This is a genomic window from Paenibacillus herberti (assembly GCF_002233675.1).
Lineage (GTDB): Bacteria > Bacillota > Bacilli > Paenibacillales > Paenibacillaceae > Paenibacillus_O > Paenibacillus_O herberti.
The window spans coordinates 977,833-996,873 of sequence record NZ_NMUQ01000001.1 but is presented as its reverse complement, the minus strand read 5'-3'; the positions used below and the strand labels follow the sequence as shown (position 1 = coordinate 996,873).

Below are 19,041 nucleotides of genomic sequence, written 5' to 3'. Positions count from 1 at the left end.
CCCCCGTTTCTGATTAAGCCGTCTCATTGACTGCCCGTCCGAAGCCAAGCTCGCGGATGACAGTTTGTGTCGCCAAGTCGGCTTCTCTCAGTGCAGCTTCTTCCGAGGCTCCTCGATCACCAGTGAAGCCTTGCCGCTGCTGCCCGCCTCCATGACTTTGTTGGCCAAAGGAAAAGCTGGATTGCAGTTGGTTGCTGCTGACCTCCATGCGCTCGACCTGAATGCCCTGCAACTGCAGCGACTGCCTCAATTGTGCTAACTGATTCTCGATCGCTTCCCTCGCCGCTGGCGAGTCAGCCATGAATACTGCGGTCAATTGTCCGCTTTGCAACTGCAGCTTAATGTCAACCTGACCCAGATGTTCTGGGTTCAGCATGATCCGAGCCTCGGTCGCTTGACCTAGGGACGTGATATCCAGCTTCTGGATAATCATGCCTCCGAGCTCCTCAGCGAATCGATGAATGGACACTACGGGAACTGGTGCTGCTGGCCCGGGAGAAGCTGGAGCTGGTTGAACTGGGCTCTGCGGCGTTCCAGTAATGAGACCCTGTGGATTCTCAGATGAAGTCATAATTGGTGCAGCTGTCGTAGTAACCGCCGCTTCAACAGCAACAACATTGTCAGTGTTCGCCGCAGACGATGTCCCCTGAGCTTCAAGCGCTGCCCGAACATGTACCGAGGAAGCATTCAGCCGAGCAAGCAACATCGCTGCAGCCGGGGCTGCAATGGCTCCCTTACCGGCATTCGTTTTATCGGAAGCTGGCAAGTTGTCGCTATCCTGCGCCTTGGTTTCGCCTTTCAGCAGCGATTCCAGCTTGCCAATTTGCTGCTGAATCATCGTGCTCGCATCCTGTGAGCCGATCTTCGGAGCCGCTCCTGCTTCAAGCGCCTGTCCAAGCATCAGCAGTGATTCCAGAACGAGCTGTTTGCTTCCGCTACCTGCAGCATTTACTCCTTGCAGCTCCATTCCATCCATAACTTCCTGACTCTGAGCCGCAATCATCCCTTGCACGGGAAGCCCGAGCAGGGCAAGTAAAGCACTGAGTTCGGATGCGGCTGCCTGCCAATCTTGCTCGGAAATCTCCACTGTTTCTTCACCGGCCGCGAACAGCTTGTCGAGAAGCGCCTCCAGTTGGCCAAGTAGACCCGTTCCCGAAAGATCGGTTTCCAACTGGCCAACAATCCCCTCCTGCCCAGGAAGGGCAGCAGCTCCGTCTATGCCGGCTTGCGGAGAACCAAGCGTCCCTTCCGCTTTCTGTAAGTCGACCGTCAATTGAGCCAAAGCTGCTTGTATTAATGCTGCAGCAGTCTCTCCTTGGGCAGCAGTGGCATCAGAAGCTGTTGCTCCCGTCTGCGAAGCTGCAGAGCTAGATCCGCTCGACGTTTGAGCGCTCCCCATAACTTGCTGGAACGTCTGTCCGCTTGTTGCACTACCACCTTGTCTGGCAGACTGTCCAGCACCTGATGCTGTTGAACCTGCTGTGGGAGCCATAGGCTGCGATACTGCCATTTCCATGCCCTGAACCCCCTTTTATTTACCAGCCATCAATTTGGAAACGAGCTGGGAAGTGATATCTTTATTCAGGCCAGACATTTCCGCTACGATGGAAGAGCGAGTCGTATCACTCACCCCTCCAAGAATCCGGAGCACCTTGCTTGGGCTGACATCGGCCATTTGCAGTAGCAGTGGAGCCGCTTGGGCCGCGTTCATACTCTCAAACGTTTTAGTCAACTGCTCCTGATTAAGGATCGTAGACGTTCCCGTAGTCGCTGTCGCTTCTAATTGAAGCCTCGACTGAAGCGCTGCAATCTGCTGGTCCTTAACCGGCTCGTCATCCTTCATCCGTGCGGCGGTTTGAGCTGCACGCTTCGGGTCCATCTTGGCCAATATTCCGCCTTGAGCCCGGGAATCCATTGAACTGAGCACAAGCACAGATTCCTCAAGCGTCATGCTCTGCAAAATCGGGGCTGCTTTGCTAGCGGACATAGAAGCAAACATTCCGGCCAGCTCATCAACTTTGCTCTTGTACTGCTCCGCACTCAGCTTCTCAGCGTCACCGCTTTTAATCAGGCCGTCGATCTGATCCTGAAGTGTTTTAATCTGAGTTTCCAGCCCTGTTTTTTCATCTTGTGCGACGGCCAGTTTTGCTTGCGCCGCTTGAAGATCCGCTTGCAGGCTAGCCAATTGTTTGCGATCTAGCTCGCTCCCCTGTGTGCTCGCCGCCTTTTGCCCATTGCCGGCTGGCTCCGGCAGCAAAGCTCCAACAACCGGTATCCCCTGCCCAGCTTCGACCAATCGTTCTCGTAAGGAAGGGTTGAAGACGACGAACAGCACCATGACGAGCACAACCGTGAACAATAGCGGAGTTACAAAAAAGAGGAATTTCTCCATTCCGCTATAACCTTGCTTTTCCATTTCTTCTTTTGCCACTTGTCATCCCTCCCGGGGGTACTGCACATCCCCGTCTATCCAGCTTCCGAGTCATTTCTGGTCAGCCTATAGTTGAGCCGTACGAGCATGCCGCTGAACTGCGATTTCATCCAACTCGGCTTGCTCCACCGCCAGCATGCTGGATTTGAATTTCTGCCAAGCCTTATCCTTGGATTTCAGCCAAATCTTTTCCTGTACCTTACGCTCCGACAGCTTGTGCCTTGAGTTAAGTACTTCATGCTCAGCCGCCCGCACCATTAGCTCCTTGCTACCGATGCATTTGTCCAGATGGCGGATAAAATACTGAATTTGCTGTAGTTCGGTAAGCGTGCTGCCTTGCTCACCGAGGCTGGTCAGCTTATCCTCCCATTGCCGCCGCTGGTTGCGAAGCTCCTCAAGCGACATTTCCTCTGCTCTCAACTGGCTGACAGCCGCGGTCAGCATCCACTCTGCTTGCGTCGTCTCACTGGCTTTGAGATTGACGATACTTTGATAGGAATATCGGAATGCCATCATTTGCGTTGTCAGCCCCCGTTGAATTGATTCATCAGCTCATCCATCGTCTGCTGGTAATCAGCTTTTTCATTCGTACTCTGGCGCGTAAAGTTATGAATGGCGCCAATTTGGGAAATAGCCTCATCAATTTCATGATTCGATCCGCTTTGGTACGCCCCTATATTGATGAGATCTTCCGAATCTCTATAAACAGCAAGCAATTTTTTGAGCTCAGCGGAAGCACTTCGATGCTCATCCGTCACTATTTCGTTCATGACACGGCTGACCGAGCTTAGAACATCGATCGCCGGGAAATGTCCTTTGTGTGCAAGATCGCGACTTAGCACAATATGCCCATCCAATATGCCGCGGACTGCGTCGGCTACCGGCTCATTCATATCGTCGCCGTCTACTAGCACTGTGTAGAAGGCTGTGATGGAACCGGTCGGCCCCGTTCCTGCCCGCTCAAGCAGCTTAGGCAATGTTGCAAACACGGAAGGTGTGTAGCCCCTAGTGGCAGGCGGTTCACCAACAGCTAGTCCGACCTCTCGCTGGGCCATCGCGTAGCGAGTCACTGAATCCATCATCAGCATGACGTTGAGCCCGCGATCTCGGAAATATTCCGCAATCGTAGTTGCGATGACCGCACCTTTGATGCGAATGAGTGCCGGCTGATCTGAGGTCGCCACGATCACCACGGAACGGGCTAGCCCTTCGGGGCCGAGATCCTTCTCGATAAACTCGAGCACCTCACGGCCCCGTTCACCGATCAGCGCGATAACATTGACATCTGCGGCAGTATTGCGAGCAATCATACCGAGCAGAGTGCTCTTTCCGACGCCAGATCCGGCAAAAATACCGACACGCTGACCTTGTCCCACAGTTAGCAAGCCGTCGATCGCCCTGACGCCAATGCCGAGCGGCTCCTTTACTCTAGGCCGGAATAGTGGGTTACTTGGAGGAGCTGTCGTCGGATAGCGCACCATGCGGCTCGGAATAAAACTGCCGTCCAGCGGCCTACCCAGACCGTCTAAAACTTTGCCGAGAAGTTCAGATCCAACCTGCACCGTGAGGGGTTTGCCTGTACCGACGACATCGCTTCCTGGCCCGATTGCATTCAGATCGCCAAGCGGCATCAGCACAAGTCGATTGTCTCGGAAGCCTACAACCTCAGCCATAAGGGGCTGGGATCCTTTTCCAGGATAAATGTAGCAGATGTCTCCAATCGCGGCATCAGGACCTTCGCTTTCCACGGTCAGGCCGATTACCTGGGTAACCTTGCCGTTGACCCGCACTGGATCAATTCCAGCAAGATGCTCTACATATTTTGAAGCGGATAACCTACTCATGGATGCGCCTCCTGCCCATCGCGCTGTTGCGCCAGTTGGACAAGCTCCTTCTTAATCTCGGCCAACTGAGTATCGATGCGAGCATCAATGCTGCCGAATGCAGAACGAATGACGCATCCATGATCTTTGACCGAAGCATCTGGCAGAATTTGGAGCTCAGCTTGGGAGTCGATCGACAGCTCGAGTTCGTCTCTCGCCGCCTGTACAGCAGCAAGCTGTGACGGGGCGACGCACAATACGATGACTCCATGCTCTCTGCGTCGTGACAATGCACTGCGAATGAGCTCAGTGGCGATGTTCGGATCCAGCGTCAGCTGCTTGCCTACAAGCTTTTCGGCAACGCTGCAGCTTAGCTCGATGAGAAACGGCTCAGCTTCCTGGATAATCTGCTCTCGCATCCCATAAGCCGATTCCAGCATTCCAGCGGATTCCTGGATTCGCTGCTCCCACTGCTGTTTCAGCTCAGCCTCCGCTTCCTGGCGCCCGAGTTGAAATCCTGCTTCATAACCGGAGCTGCGGATTTCTTGAATTAAATGCTCGTCATCGGCTCTGCGAGCATGCCACCATTGTTCCGCTTCCTGGTCGGCCTGCTCAAGCAGCTCTTCTGAACGCCTTACCGCATCGGCGATTGTATCGTCAGCTACGCCTTGGGCATCGGCCAGAATCTGCTTTTGCAGAGCTTCCGTCGCCTGGTCCACTCGGGGCTGATACAGCTCTGGATCCAGTCGCAACGCTAGGTCCGTCGATTTCGCCAGCTCTCCAGGTTGACCATCCCCCTGCCGGGTATAGTACCTTTCCAGGCGCTGATGCTCTTGTTTTGGGATGACATGAGAGGATTTGATCAGATTAGACAATAATGTCATCTCCTCCGCCGCGGGCGATTATGATGTCTCCGGATTCCTCCAACCTGCGAATCGTCGCTACGATGCGGGTCTGAGCTTCCTCGACATCACGCAGCCGGACAGGACCCATGAATTCCATTTCTTCTTTGAATGATTCGGCCATACGCTTGGACATATTGCGGAAAATCGCTTCGCGTACTTCTTCGCTGGCAACCTTGAGCGCAAGCTGTAGATCTGAGTTCTCGATATCGCGGATGATCCGCTGAATCGCACGATTGTCGATGTTGACGATGTCCTCGAAAACGAACATACGCTTTTTGATTTCTTCGGCGAGCTCAGGATCTTGAATTTCGAGTGAATCCAGAATCGTGCGCTCGGTGCCGCGGTCGACGCCGTTGAGGATCTGAACGATAGAGTCGATGCCGCCAGCATTCGTGTAGTCCTGCGTGACTGTAGCCGATAGCTTCTGCTCCAGAACACGTTCAACTTGCGAAATAACATCCGGCGATGTACTGTCCATCAGCGCTACGCGTCTAGCAACATCCGCCTGTTTATCCTGAGGTAGCGAAGACAGAATATGGGACGCCTGCTCTGGCTGCAAGTACGAGAGTACAAGCGCAATCGTCTGCACATTTTCGTTTTGAATAAAGTTGAGAATCTGTGTCGGCTCCGCTTTGCGGGCAAAATCGAACGGTCTTACCTGCAGAGTAGCGGTCAATCGGTTCAGAACTTCCTGAGCCTTTTGTACGCCAAGCGCCTTTTCGAGAATATCCTTGGCATAAGCGATACCGCCCTGCGAAATATATTCCTGAGCCAGACATATTTGATAAAACTCGCCCATGATCGTGTCCCGCTCGATGCTGTCCACCTTGCGAACATTCGCAATCTCAAGCGTCAGCTGCTCAATCTCTTCTTCCCTCAGATTTTTAAAAATCTGAGCGGACACTTCCGGCCCCAGCGTAATGAGGAGAATGGCAGCCTTTTGGCGGCCGGTTAAAGTCTGCATCGCTTTAGCCACAAAAAGTTCCTCCTATTCTTCTACTAGCCAGGTGCGGAGAAGACTGACGAATTCATCCGGCTTACGCTTGGCAAGAGTTTCAAGATTTTTGCGGACCTGACTTTCATTGTTGACACTGTCGAAATTGATTGATGGATACTCAACTCTCGGGGGAAGTTCTTCAATAAACTCTTCCTCTGCGTTGCGGCGGCGCTTGCGAACCGCGAAGATGATACCTGCGACAAGTGCAGCGGCGGCGACGCCAATTGCGATCATCCAGGCTGTAGACAATCCACCAGCTCCGGCAGCAGCAGAAGATCCCGCAAAATTTTGTCCAATAACCGCAACTTTTTTAGCGATTAAATCGTCATTACTTACGTCTTGTCCTGAATCAATTAGCTGAGAGCGGACAAAAGATTTTAAATAATTGGTGATTTGATCACGTGTTTCCTGGTTTAATAGATCATTAGGAAGTCCTATGCTTACGCTCAGATCCTTGACGGCATATGGGCCGCCCACAACCGTGTTTTTAATGCGGTTCACATCATAGTTCGTCGTTCGGGAGCTTTTCTCGGAAGTGTTGGAGCCGCTTGCTGCTGAAGAATAACCAGGGACATCCGTTTCACCCGTTCCTGCAACTCCACCAACATCGCCGGCAGATCCTTCTGAGCTCTCGTTTTCTTCTTGCTGGCTTATGATGATGCCATTATTGTTGTTGCTCTCAAGCGGACTCACGAGATCTTCCACTCGATTCGTTTGATCGAAGTTAAGACTGCTTGTAACACTGACAACCAGATTTTCGCTGCCCAGCATCGGACCGAGGAATTCCTCTATGTTCCGTTTTAGTTCAGCCTCGTACTTTTTCCTAATTTGGAAAAGGGATTCTGTGTCGCCAGTGCCTGAGAGAACACCGCCAGCCTTGGAAGAAGGGCTTAGCTCTCCTTGAGGACTCGTAATCGTAATGTCAGTAACCTTCAAATTGGGAATGGAGGTTTTCACAAGATTGAAATATCCATCAATCTCATCCTGACTCGGTCTGAAGCCTGGTTTAAACTTCATGACGACGGATACCGAAGCTCCTGAGCCTTCATCCGGCTGAGCAAACACGCTTTCCTTCGGAAGATTGACGACGACTTTACTTGTGGAAACACCTTGCATGGCGTTGAGAAGTTGTTGAACTTCACCATTCAAAGCATTTTTGTAACGAACATTAAATTCATTATCTGTCATACCGAATTGCGAGGAACTTGCACTGAAAGCTTCAAAACCGATGGAGCCGTTCTGAACCAGGCCTTGGGAGCCTGCGGCTACTCTGACTCGATCTGCTTCGCTGCTAGGAACAGCGATGGACGATCCACCATTTTCGAGTTTGTACGCAACATTGCTAGTGTCCAGGTAATTCATTATTGCTTGAGCATCCGTAGTATCTAATTCATTAAATACAGTCTCATACTGCGTCTTTGTGAGAATAGTCGTTAGCAGTATGACTGTCAGCAGCAGCACCCCTAGCGTAGCGCCGAGCCAAATCTTTTGTTTTTTCCCCATTGCGCTCCAGTAATTTTTAACGGAGGCGCTATACCGGGCTAATTTCTCGTTCACTTTTTCACCCCGCAGATTGCTGTTGCACGAAGCTCAGCTCTAGATTTGCATACGCATGATTTCCTGATAAGCTTCGACAGCCTTGTTCCGGACCTGCGTCACGAGCTGAAGGGTTAATTGAGCCTGCTGCGAGACCACCATCACTTGAGAAATATCCGCCTGTCCGACCAAGAACTGATTATTGACTTTATGTACGTTCTGCTCTTGAGCACTTGCACTGTCAAGCGCATTTTTAAGCATACTCGCAAAACTATCGGTAAGTTCGCTCGGGGTTGCTTGTGCCGTCTTAGCCGTTTGGATAATGGGATTCGGCTGTTGCACTTGAGCGAGAGATATCGGTTGAATCATCTAGGCTTTCTCCTCTCTATTTTCCGATTTCAAGCGCCTTGACGAACATTGCCTTCGTCGCATTAAGAGCGGTCACGTTCGCTTCATAGGATCGAGATGCTGAAATCATGTCTACCATCTCTTTGGTTACATCGACGTTCGGCATACGTACATAACCGCTAGCGTCCGCATCGGGATGAGTAGGGTTATAAACCAGCTTCTCCGGCGTTTGATCCTCGACGATGCGTCCAACCTTTACCCCTTTGCTTTTTCCATCCATCTCGTTTTGAAGCACAGAAGAAAAGCTATTCTGCCCCATCGGCTCTAGCACGACCATCTTTCGTTTATAGGGCTGGAATTCCCCATTCACAAATGAACCTCTAGTCGTCTCGGCGTTCGCGATATTGGATGAAATTACATCCATCCGCAATCTCTGCGCGGTAAGCGCGGAGGCGCTGATGTCAAAACCATTGGTCAATTTCATCGCTTATCATCTCCCGTCTAACGCCATTCGTTTCATTGAAATCTCATGGTTGATTTGTTGAATATAGGAGTTATATCGGAGCTGATTTTTTGCTAGCAGCGCCATTTCCCGATCTATATCCACATTACTACCATTATTATTTATGACTGAAGTCTCATCTGTTACAAGCTTAGAATCCGGGATCTGATTCGAAGGCCCTATTTCAAAGTGTCTTTTATCGGTCCTTATTCCTCCTAAAGACCTATGACCAGACTCATTCATTTGCTCCGCAAGTAACTCTTCGAATACTAGTTCGGAACGTTTGAACTGCGGTGTATCCGCATTGGATATATTATCCGATATGATTTGCTGCCTTGACTCTGCAGCTCTCATTGCCCCAACAAGCCTGCCAAAATCCGCGCCTCCCAAGACATTCAACCCCAATTCACCACTTTCCTGACGAATTCTAATATCACTTATTCAACAAATCTCGCAGCATTCCTGCTTCTTCGACAATTAAAAATTAAAAAAATGAGAAACTAATGTCGAGATATGCCGACATGCTTATCTTCCTAAATTTCCATATTTATTACAATGAGAAAAAAGCCCTATCTTTATATAAAGATAGGGCCCGTTTGGGACTATTGTCCCGTATTTACTTTTTCAATTTACTTAGTTCTTCCAAAAGTTGTTGATTAAGGATGCGAATGTAAGTTCCTTTCATCCCAAGTGATCGCGTTTCGATAACTCCGGCACTCTCAAGTTTGCGTAGCGCGTTTACGATCACAGACCTAGTAATTCCGACCCGGTCGGCAATTTTCGAAGCGACCAACAAACCTTCCTTGCCTTCAAGTTCATCGAAAATATGCTCAACAGCTTCCATCTCGCTGAAGGAGAGCGATCCCATCGCCACGGAGACGACCGCGCGGCTTCTAGCCTCCAGCGCAATCTCCTCGGCTCGTTCTCGCAATATTTCCATACCGACAATTGTAGATCCATACTCCGCCAAAATCAGATCATCATCGTCAAAAGCTCCATTGCCACGTGAAAGCACAACTGTGCCCAGACGATCTCCGCCTCCCGTCACAGGAACGACACACATAATCTCCTGAGTACCCATGAACGGAAACACAGCTGCGATACCCGGATCAGGTTCAACATTGGTGGCAGGCTCATTCATAAATAGAAAGCGATCATTGCTTTCATTCGGAAAACGAAGCTCTTCCGAGGCCATATTCCGAAATTGATCATGATCAAAGCGATTCACTGCAGCACAGCCTAGAATTTTCCCTCTGCGGCTTATGACAAAAATATTCGCCTGAATGACTGTACTTAAAACCTCAGCCATCTCCCTGAAACTCAGCGCTTTGCCAGCTGCCTTTTGCAATAGTCTGTTAAGCGTTCTTGTTTTAGTCAATAAAGTCATAAGTAATAGTTGCCCCCCGAAACCCTCTGCATTGCTATAAAATATACTGGCTCAAATCCCGATTTTGGGCGATTGAAGCCAGTTTCTCCCTGACGTACTCCGGAGTAATCTGGAGACTTTCCAGCGTTAGATCCGGCGCCTCAAACGACAAATCCTCCAGCAGCTTCTCCAATATGGTATGAAGCCTGCGGGCTCCGATATTTTCGGTATTGCGATTCACCTCGGCAGCGATGGAAGCTAGCTCCGCAATCGCTTCATCCGAGAACGAAATATTAATGCCCTCTGTTCCAAGAAGGGCAGCATATTGCTTAGTCAATGCATGTTGAGGCTCCTTAAGGATCTGTATAAAGTCCTCAAGGCTCAGTGATGTAAGCTCCACACGGATTGGAAAACGCCCTTGCAGCTCGGGAATAAGGTCCGCAGGCTTTGATACATGGAACGCTCCAGCCGCAATGAACAGCATATAATCCGTTTTGACTGCGCCATACTTGGTCATAATTGTCGAACCTTCGACAATTGGCAAGATGTCCCTCTGAACTCCCTCTCGGGAAATATCAGGGCCGGAGCCCTTTGAAGGACTAGCAATCTTATCAATTTCGTCGAGGAATACAATGCCTGACTGTTCGGCACGATTCACCGACTCCGCAATAACGTCGTCCATATCGATCAGCTTGCCAGCTTCCTCATGAGTCAGTACTTTGCGAGCTTCCTTGACGCTGAGCTTGCGAAGCTTCGTACGCTTAGGCATGAACTGGCCCATCAGCTCCTGCATGTTCATCCCCATCATCTCGTTGCCTTGCCCACCAAGCATATCCATCATATTAGGCGATGTGTCCTCCACATCCAGCTCAAGCATATCCTTTTCGAGCTCGCCGGCAAGCAGCTTGACTCGGACAGCTTGGCGTTTAGCTTCCCGCTCGGGCTCGGATGTTTTATCTTCTGGCTCATCATCACGTCCATTGCCGCCAAACAGCATCTCAAGCGGATTTTTACCGCTCTTCGGCTTGGCTGGCGATGGCACCAGCAGCTCAACCAGCCGCTCATTGGCCAGTTCTTCAGCCTTGCCTTTGACCTTTTCCATACGTTCGAACTTCACCATACGGATCGAGACTTCCACAAGATCACGGATAATAGCCTCGACATCACGGCCTACATAGCCAACTTCAGTGAATTTCGTCGCTTCTACTTTGACAAAAGGCGCGCCAACAAGCTTCGCCAGCCTACGAGCGATTTCTGTCTTGCCTACGCCGGTAGGGCCGATCATTAAAATGTTTTTCGGCACAATCTCGTCCCGCAGGCTTTCCTCCAGGCGGCTACGGCGGTATCGGTTGCGAAGCGCAACAGCCACCGAACGTTTGGCCTGTTTCTGTCCCACAATATATTTGTCCAATTCAGCTACGATTTGACGCGGTGTCATGGCTTCCTTCACCAGGCTCACTCCTTATCCATACTGAATTCAACCTACGGTGGTGCCGCTAAACCTCTTCAACAATGATGTTGTGATTCGTGAACACGCAAATTTCGGCCGCTGTCTCAAGTGCAGCCTGAGCCATTTCTCTCGCACTAAGATCAGGAGCATGCTTTTTAAGCGCCCTTGCTGCGGCAAGAGCGAAGCTACCACCGGAGCCGATGGCAAGGATGCCGTCATCCGGCTCGATGACCTCTCCATTGCCGGATATGAGCAGCAGTCCAGAATCATCCATGACGAGCAGCATCGCTTCGAGCCGCCTCAAAATACGATCAGATCGCCAATCCTTTGCCAGCTCAACTGCAGCACGCTGCAAATTGCCATGATGCTCCTCAAGCTTGCTCTCGAACTTCTCGAACAGCGTAATCGCATCAGCAACAGAACCTGCGAAGCCCGCGGCGACCTGGCCACGGTAGAGACGCCTCACCTTCTTGGCGGAACCTTTCATGATCATGCTGTTGCCGAACGTAACCTGACCATCCCCTGCAATCGCGCCCTTCCCATTGTGGCGGACGGCACAGATCGTCGTTGCGTGAAACTGCATCTCCACGGAAATCTCCTCCTCCTCGGCGCCGGTTGCCGATTACTCGGTGACCAGCTGCTCCCGTTTGAACTGCTCGAGCGCCGAAAGCGCACGATTTGCGATTGATTCATTTTTCTCTTTTTTGTTGCGAATGCGCTTCTCTAGCGGCGGGAACAAGCCGAAGTTGGCATTCATCGGTTGAAAATGCTTGAAGTCAGCCGTCGTAATATAATGCGCCATGCTGCCTAGAGCTGTCTCTTGCGGAAGTACAATTGGCTCCTGGCCTTTTGCCAAACGTCCTGCGTTTATGCCTGCCAGCAGACCAGATGCCGCTGACTCGACATACCCTTCAACACCTGTCATCTGGCCTGCAAAGAAAAGATTGTCGCGGCCTTTGAACTGGTAGGTTGCCTCAAGCAGCTTAGGAGAATTGATGAACGTATTGCGGTGCATAACGCCGTAACGAACAAATTCCGCATTCTCCAGGCCCGGAATAAGCGAGAACACCCGCTTCTGCTCTCCCCACTTGAGATGAGTCTGGAATCCGACCAGATTATACAGCGTTCCGGCTGCGTTGTCCTGACGCAGTTGAATAACTGCATGAGGTATCTTGCCTGTACGAGGGTTAATCAATCCTACTGGTTTCATCGGCCCAAACAACACCGTCTGCTTGCCGCGCTGCGCCAGCACTTCAATCGGCATACAGCCTTCGAAGTACACTTCTTTCTCGAACTCTTTCAGCGCCGCCGTTTCTGCTGTAATGAGGGCTTCATGGAATCGCTCGAATTCCTCCTCGGTCATCGGGCAGTTCAAGTAGGCTGCTTCTCCCTTGTCATAACGGGAAGCGAGATAGACCTTCTCCATATCTATGGAGTCCTTGTCAACAATAGGAGCAGCTGCATCATAAAAATAAAAATATTCCTCGCCCATCAGATCCTTAATTGCAGTAGCTAGCGACGGAGCTGTAAGCGGACCTGTGGCAATTACGGTAATGCCGTCCGCTGGAATATCGGTAATCTCTTCATTGCACACTGTAATTAACGGATGATTACGCAGTGTTCCCGTCACATCGCCTGAGAAACCGTCGCGGTCTACTGCGAGTGCGCCGCCTGCCGGAACTGCATTACGATCTGCCGCATCTAAAATCAATGAGCCAAGCTGTCTCATCTCTTCCTTCAGTACGCCTACTGCATTGGCGAGGCCGTTGGCACGCAAGCTGTTGCTGCATACCAGCTCGGCGAATTTATCTGTATGATGCGCCGGGGTTTGCTTGACCGGACGCATTTCGTACAACTTGACTGGAACTCCTTGTGAAGCGATCTGCCAAGCAGCTTCACTGCCAGCCAAGCCGGCTCCGATTACGGTAACATGGGAGAATGAAGACAATGAAAATTCCTCTCTTTCTGTAGATCCAACAATCTAACAACCGCAGGGAAGCGGAAAGCTGTGAAATACCTGCTTTCCGCTTCCCGATGGATGTGTTATCCGAAATCCTGGTCCTCTGGCAACTCCTCTTTGAAGTCACAGGAGGTACATTGGTACCGAGCTCCGTTTTTGTTGCGCTTAATGACCAGCATCGTGCCGCAGTCTGGACAGGGTTTGCCTGCCGGGCGATCCCAGGATACATAATCACAGCCTGGATACTGATCGCAGCCGTAAAAGATACGGCCTTTTTTGCTGCGCCGCTCGATAATTTGGCCTTCTGCACATTTCGGGCAAGGAACACCGATATTTTTGACAATCGGCTTTGTGTTGCGGCAATCCGGGAAGCCCGAGCAAGCCAGGAATTTTCCGAAACGGCCCATTTTGTAGACCATATGGCTGCCGCATTTTTCACAGACCTCATCGGAAATCTCGTCCTGCAGCTCAACTTCCTTCATCTCTTCCTCGGCTACTTCCAGCCGCTTTTCGAAGGAAGAGTAGAACTGGGCAAGTACTTTCACCCAATCCTCCTTGCCTTCCTCAACATGGTCGAGATCGCCTTCCATATGAGCCGTAAATTCCGCATCGAGAATCTCAGGGAAAAACTCTTCCATCAGCTGGATAACCAGCCCCCCAAGTTCCGTAGGAATAAACTTCTTCTCTTCCATGGCAACATAACCGCGCTTCTGGATTGTCTCCAGTGTCGGGGCGTATGTGCTTGGTCGCCCTATTCCGAGCTCCTCCATCGTTTTTACAAGTCTGGCCTCAGTATACCGTGGAGGCGGCTGTGTAAAATGCTGTTTCGGATCGATGGACTCCGCCTTGATACTCTCACCAGGCTCTAGTGCAGGCAGGAATTTGTCTTCCTCTGTCGTGCCGTCATCATTACCCTCGACGTAAACCTTCATAAAACCAGGGAACTTGACTTTGGAACCGGAAGCACGGAAGGTAGCTTCTCCGGCCGTCATATCTACCGTCATCGTATCCAGAACAGCCGAACTCATCTGGCTGGCCACAAAGCGCTCCCAAACGAGCTTGTACAGACGGAACTGATCGCGGCTCAAGAATTCCTTGACCGAATCCGGCTCCCAAGCGATTGAAGTCGGGCGAATGGCTTCATGCGCATCTTGTGCGTTGGCATTCTTTTTCAAGTACACCCGCGGTTGATCTGGATAAAACTCTGGACCGTATTTGCCCGCGATGAACTCCTTCGCTTCCTCCTGTGCTATAGGGGAAATACGCGTGGAATCCGTTCTCATATACGTGATCAAACCGGCGGTGCCTTCCTTGCCCAAATCGACGCCCTCATAAAGCTGTTGAGCGACTGACATCGTCTTGGAAGCTCTGTAGCCCAGCTTGCGCGCCGCCTCTTGCTGCAACGAACTAGTAATAAAAGGTGGAGCCGGATTGCGCAGGCGTTCCTTTTCCTTTACCTCGGCAATAGTGAAGCTCTGCCCCTTGATGTTGTCAAGAATGACCTGAACTTCTGCCTGACTGCGAAGTTCTGATTTGTCTCCCTGATAGGAATGGAACTTAGCCTCGAAGGATGATTTTCCCTTCTGCAGACCGGCCGTTATGGACCAGTATTCCTCAGGCACAAAAGCATCAATCTCGTTTTCGCGATCGCTGATCAGCTTCACCGCAACCGACTGGACACGTCCAGCGGAGAGACCTTTCTTGACCTTCTTCCATAATAGCGGACTGATCTTATAGCCTACCAGACGATCAAGAATCCGGCGGGCCTGTTGAGCGTTAACCAGATCCATATCAATTTTGCGTGGAGTCTTAAAGGCATCCTTGACGGCCTGCTTCGTAATCTCATTGAATACGACGCGACAGCTGTCGGTTTCGTCCAAATCCAAGTAATGCGCCAAATGCCAGGCAATTGCTTCCCCTTCGCGATCCGGGTCAGCCGCCAGATAAACTCTTTTAACCTTTTTGCTAGCTTCTTTAAGTTCTTTCAGTACGGAGCCTTTGCCCCGGATCGTAATATATTTGGGATTGAAATCGTTCTCGACTTCGACGCCGATTTGGCTTTTCGGCAAATCTCGGATGTGGCCCATGGAGGCTTTAACGATAAATTTGCTTCCCAAATATTTGCCAATCGTCTTCGCTTTTGCCGGTGATTCGACAATGACAAGTGAATCGGCCATTTTGGCGTCCTCCTTTCACAAGCTGCCTACAATGCCATATATATGGAACCATTGTGCAGTTCAATCTTACGTTTTAAACATAAATTTATCAGAACTGTCTGTAAAAGTCCAAAAGCCATGCCAGAAGCCTCGTACAACTTATCCGCTGAACGTGGCTCATCTTGTAACAGGGCATAGATTTGGAGCTCTTCCGCCGTAAGCGGACTCTCATGCTGAGATGACTGTAGAGGCGTCCGTCTCGTCATCGAGAGATGCTGAAAATCGCTGTCGACCTGCTCTCCTCGAGTAACTAGACGGGCTCTCCCGTCACGAATCAACATATTGCAAGCTTCACTCTTGGGTGAGTTGATCGGACCAGGCATCGCGTAAATTTCACGGTTCATCTCAAGCGCCTGATCTGCTGTAATGAGTGAACCGCTGCCAGAAGCAGCTTCAATAATAACTGTTCCAAGCGACAATCCCGCGATAATCCGATTCCTTTGAGGAAACATGCCCGGCTTGACCGGAGTTCCAAGCGGAAATTCCGAGAGCAGCAGCCCTTCGCGAGCTATCCTGCGATATAGAGCACGATTCTCTGGCGGATATGCCGTATCAACAGGCGTTCCCAAAACGGCGATTGTACCTCCGCCAGCATCAAGTGCAGCGGCATGGGACAATCCATCTATCCCTTTGGCCATACCGCTCACAATCGTATATCCAGCTCTGGCCAAATCTGCCGAAAAGCTTAACGCCCCCTGCCTGCCGTACGCCGTAGGGTTACGGGTTCCGACAATAGACAAACATGGCTCTTCTAAAAGTTCCATTCGTCCTACCGTGTAAAGTACCCAGGGAGGCTGTGGAATCTGTTTCAAAAGCTCCGGGTAGCCAGGGTCGAGGAAAGTTATTCTTTTCCCGCCAAGAGCGGCAAACGCAGCTTCCCAGTGGGGTATAAACCTTTCCGACCAACGGCGCGCCGCTTCCGCAGCCGGTCCCTGCCGAATGCCGATTCGTTCCAACTGCTCCATGCTCAGCAGATCTGAGCCCCAGCAGCCAGCATTCATAGCACGGCTTAAAGACTGCCACCCGATTCCAGGCGTTTCATGCATGCTAATGAGAAACGCGCGTGCTCGCTCACGTTCTCCGTTATTCAATTCTCGTTCATATAAGTCAAACATAATGGCTACCGTCCTTTGTCTACTATTAATAAGAACGGTACTTGCGCCATTCCCTATTGTGGGGCACAGGGAAACAGATTGCAAGCGCCGCTGCAAAGCGCATAAGCTTCGAATAATGAAAAAAAGCAGCCTTCTTCCCCTAGTTAGGAGAAGAAGGCTGCTTGCCTTCCAGTCTTCTATAAATGGATCAGTGCGTTTTGCACTTTTCCAGCAATCCTTGCTCTTCAAGTACGCTTACGAGCGTGGAGCCCATGTCGGACGGTGTAGGAGCAACTTTGATGCCGCAAGCTTCCAGCGTTGAGATTTTCTCAGCTGCTGTACCTTTGCCGCCGGAGATGATTGCTCCAGCATGGCCCATCCGTTTGCCCGGAGGAGCTGTAGCTCCGCCGATGAAGCCGACAACTGGCTTCGTCATGTTTGCTTTGATCCACTCGGCCGCTTCTTCCTCAGCCGTTCCGCCGATCTCGCCGATCATGATAACAGCATAGGTGTCTGGATCTTCGTTGAACAGGCTCAGAATATCAATGAACTCGGAGCCTTTCACCGGGTCGCCACCGATGCCGACAGCAGTCGATTGGCCAATGCCGCGCGTGCTCAGCTGATGAACAGCCTCGTAGGTGAGCGTTCCCGAGCGGGAAACGACGCCAACATGGCCTTTTTTGTGGATGTATCCCGGCATGATGCCGATCTTAATCTCATCCGGAGTAATAACGCCCGGACAGTTCGGTCCGATCAGGCGAGTGTTCTTACCTTCCATGTAACGCTTGACGCGTACCATGTCCAGTACCGGAATACCCTCCGTGATGCAGATAACGAGGTCCAGCTCAGCTTCAACTGCTTCCAGAATGGAATCAGCCGCGAACGCTGGTGGAACGTAGATGACGGAAACGGTAGCGCCCGTTGCGTCTACTGCTTCGCGTACGGAGTTGAATACAGGAAGGGACTTCGTATCGCCGTTTTCCAGCGTGATGTCCACATTCGTGCCGCCCTTGCCGGGGGTTACGCCGCCGACCATCTGGGTGCCATAGTCAAGAGCGCCCTTCGTATGGAACAATCCGGTTTGGCCGGTAATGCCCTGGGTGATCACTTTGGTGTCTTTATTGATCAAAATGCTCATCGCAAATTCACATCCCCTAACAGAATTCGTATCTGCAGCCCCAAGGGCATTATTTTACGAGCGCAACGATTTTTTGAGCGCCATCGGACATGCTGTCCGCAGCGACCAGGTTGAGGCCGGATTCGTTCAGAATCTTCTTGCCGAGCTCGACATTCGTACCTTCGAGACGCACAACAAGCGGACGCTCCAGGCCAAGCTCGCGAGCAGCCGCAACTACGCCTTCAGCAATAACGTCACAGCGCATGATTCCGCCGAAAATGTTGACGAAAATGCCTTTGACATTCGCGTCGGACAGAAGGATTTTGAACGCTTCGGTAACTTTCTCCTTCGTTGCACCGCCCCCTACATCGAGGAAGTTTGCAGGTTCGCCGCCAAAGTGCTTGATGATATCCATCGTTGCCATGGCAAGGCCTGCGCCGTTAACCATGCAACCGATGTTGCCATCAAGTGCGATGTAGCTGAGATCGTATTTGGAAGCTTCGATTTCTTTTTCGTCCTCTTCTTCGAGGTCGCGCAGCGCCAAGATGTCCTTGTGACGGAACAGCGCGTTGGAGTCGAAGTTGAGTTTGGCGTCAAGCGCCATAACGTTGCCGTCGCCAGTTACGACAAGCGGGTTGATCTCGGCGATGGAGCAATCCTTGTCCACAAAAGCTGTGTAAAGAGCCGTCATGAACTGAACTGTCTTACGAACGAGTTCCTTCGGAATATTGATAGCGTATGCAAGACGCTGTGCTTGGAATGGCAGCAGGCCTACAGCCGGATCGATAACTTCCTTGAGGATTTTCTCTGGGGAATGCTCAGCTACTTCCTCGATATCCATGCCGCCCTCTTCCGAGGCCATCATGACAACGCAACCAGTAGCACGGTCGACAACAACGCCGACGTAGTATTCCTTCTTGATGTCGCAGCCTTGCTCAATTAGCAAGCGCTTAACTTCCTTGCCTTCTGGACCCGTCTGGTGGGTGACAAGCACCTTGCCCAGAATCTCGGACGCGTAAGCGCGAACCTCATCCAGGTTTTTCGCTACCTTGACGCCGCCCGCTTTACCGCGGCCGCCAGCGTGGATCTGTGCCTTGACCACAACAACGGAGGTTCCCAGTTGCTTAGCTGCCTCAACAGCCTCATCAACCGTGAAGGCCACTTTACCTTCAGGGACTAAAACCCCGTATTGTTTCAAGACTTCTTTGCCTTGATACTCATGAATATTCATTCACGACATCCTCCAATCCTCTGACTCAGGTGGAACAGCTAGGAAACATCAAACAAACATCTGTC

At 51.2% G+C, this 19,041-nt stretch carries 18 protein-coding genes; all 18 read right to left on the bottom strand.

What is annotated here, in order from left to right; genetic code table 11:
- Positions 1–13: 13 nt before the first annotated feature.
- Positions 14–1,516, bottom strand: a complete 1,503-nt coding sequence (locus CGZ75_RS04580; RefSeq protein ID WP_089523073.1) for a flagellar hook-length control protein FliK — start codon at positions 1,514–1,516, stop codon at positions 14–16.
- A gap of 15 nt (positions 1,517–1,531) precedes the next feature.
- Positions 1,532–2,431 (bottom strand): MotE family protein, encoded by a 900-nt coding sequence (locus tag CGZ75_RS04575; protein WP_089523072.1) that lies wholly within the window; start codon positions 2,429–2,431, stop codon positions 1,532–1,534.
- 66 nt (positions 2,432–2,497) lie between these two features.
- Entirely contained in the window at positions 2,498–2,947 is a 450-nt protein-coding gene (gene fliJ, locus CGZ75_RS04570; RefSeq protein WP_089523071.1) for a flagellar export protein FliJ, read from the bottom strand.
- Between the two features lie 8 nt (positions 2,948–2,955).
- Complete coding sequence (gene fliI / locus CGZ75_RS04565) at positions 2,956–4,275, bottom strand: flagellar protein export ATPase FliI (protein ID WP_089523070.1); 1,320 nt, start codon at positions 4,273–4,275, stop codon at positions 2,956–2,958.
- Positions 4,272–5,129: a FliH/SctL family protein gene (locus tag CGZ75_RS04560; RefSeq protein ID WP_089523069.1), complete on the bottom strand. Its 858-nt coding sequence runs from the start codon at positions 5,127–5,129 to the stop codon at positions 4,272–4,274. The genes fliI and CGZ75_RS04560 overlap by 4 nt, the downstream gene beginning before the upstream one ends.
- On the bottom strand, positions 5,122–6,123 hold the full coding sequence (gene fliG / locus CGZ75_RS04555) for a flagellar motor switch protein FliG (RefSeq protein WP_089524557.1): 1,002 nt from the start codon (positions 6,121–6,123) through the stop codon (positions 5,122–5,124). Before fliG ends, CGZ75_RS04560 begins: the two co-directional genes overlap by 8 nt.
- Before the next feature lie 24 nt (positions 6,124–6,147).
- Positions 6,148–7,713, bottom strand: a complete 1,566-nt coding sequence (gene fliF, locus CGZ75_RS04550) for a flagellar basal-body MS-ring/collar protein FliF (protein WP_089523068.1) — start codon at positions 7,711–7,713, stop codon at positions 6,148–6,150.
- Between the two features lie 39 nt (positions 7,714–7,752).
- Positions 7,753–8,061, bottom strand: a complete 309-nt coding sequence (gene fliE, locus CGZ75_RS04545; RefSeq protein ID WP_089523067.1) for a flagellar hook-basal body complex protein FliE — start codon at positions 8,059–8,061, stop codon at positions 7,753–7,755.
- A 16-nt stretch (positions 8,062–8,077) separates the two neighbouring features.
- Positions 8,078–8,524 carry a flagellar basal body rod protein FlgC gene (gene flgC, locus CGZ75_RS04540; protein WP_089523066.1) on the bottom strand — a complete coding sequence of 149 codons (447 nt, stop codon included), beginning with the start codon at positions 8,522–8,524 and terminating at the stop codon, positions 8,078–8,080.
- A 6-nt stretch (positions 8,525–8,530) separates the two neighbouring features.
- Complete coding sequence (gene flgB / locus CGZ75_RS04535) at positions 8,531–8,941, bottom strand: flagellar basal body rod protein FlgB (protein WP_089524556.1); 411 nt, start codon at positions 8,939–8,941, stop codon at positions 8,531–8,533.
- 217 nt (positions 8,942–9,158) lie between these two features.
- Positions 9,159–9,929 carry a GTP-sensing pleiotropic transcriptional regulator CodY gene (codY, locus tag CGZ75_RS04530; RefSeq protein ID WP_089523065.1) on the bottom strand — a complete coding sequence of 257 codons (771 nt, stop codon included), beginning with the start codon at positions 9,927–9,929 and terminating at the stop codon, positions 9,159–9,161.
- A gap of 34 nt (positions 9,930–9,963) precedes the next feature.
- Positions 9,964–11,361: an ATP-dependent protease ATPase subunit HslU gene (gene hslU, locus CGZ75_RS04525; RefSeq protein ID WP_089524555.1), complete on the bottom strand. Its 1,398-nt coding sequence runs from the start codon at positions 11,359–11,361 to the stop codon at positions 9,964–9,966.
- A 43-nt stretch (positions 11,362–11,404) separates the two neighbouring features.
- A complete protein-coding gene (gene hslV, locus CGZ75_RS04520; protein WP_089523064.1) occupies positions 11,405–11,947 on the bottom strand; it encodes an ATP-dependent protease subunit HslV in 543 nt (180 codons plus the stop codon).
- A 33-nt stretch (positions 11,948–11,980) separates the two neighbouring features.
- A complete protein-coding gene (trmFO, locus tag CGZ75_RS04515; RefSeq protein WP_089523063.1) occupies positions 11,981–13,306 on the bottom strand; it encodes an FADH(2)-oxidizing methylenetetrahydrofolate--tRNA-(uracil(54)-C(5))-methyltransferase TrmFO in 1,326 nt (441 codons plus the stop codon).
- Between the two features lie 95 nt (positions 13,307–13,401).
- Complete coding sequence (gene topA / locus CGZ75_RS04510; RefSeq protein ID WP_089523062.1) at positions 13,402–15,495, bottom strand: type I DNA topoisomerase; 2,094 nt, start codon at positions 15,493–15,495, stop codon at positions 13,402–13,404.
- Positions 15,496–15,521: 26 nt separating this feature from the next.
- Entirely contained in the window at positions 15,522–16,649 is a 1,128-nt protein-coding gene (dprA, locus tag CGZ75_RS04505; protein ID WP_089523061.1) for a DNA-processing protein DprA, read from the bottom strand.
- Positions 16,650–16,836: 187 nt separating this feature from the next.
- A complete protein-coding gene (sucD, locus tag CGZ75_RS04500; protein WP_089523060.1) occupies positions 16,837–17,766 on the bottom strand; it encodes a succinate--CoA ligase subunit alpha in 930 nt (309 codons plus the stop codon).
- A 49-nt stretch (positions 17,767–17,815) separates the two neighbouring features.
- Positions 17,816–18,976 (bottom strand): ADP-forming succinate--CoA ligase subunit beta, encoded by a 1,161-nt coding sequence (sucC, locus tag CGZ75_RS04495; RefSeq protein ID WP_089523059.1) that lies wholly within the window; start codon positions 18,974–18,976, stop codon positions 17,816–17,818.
- Positions 18,977–19,041: the final 65 nt, after the last annotated feature.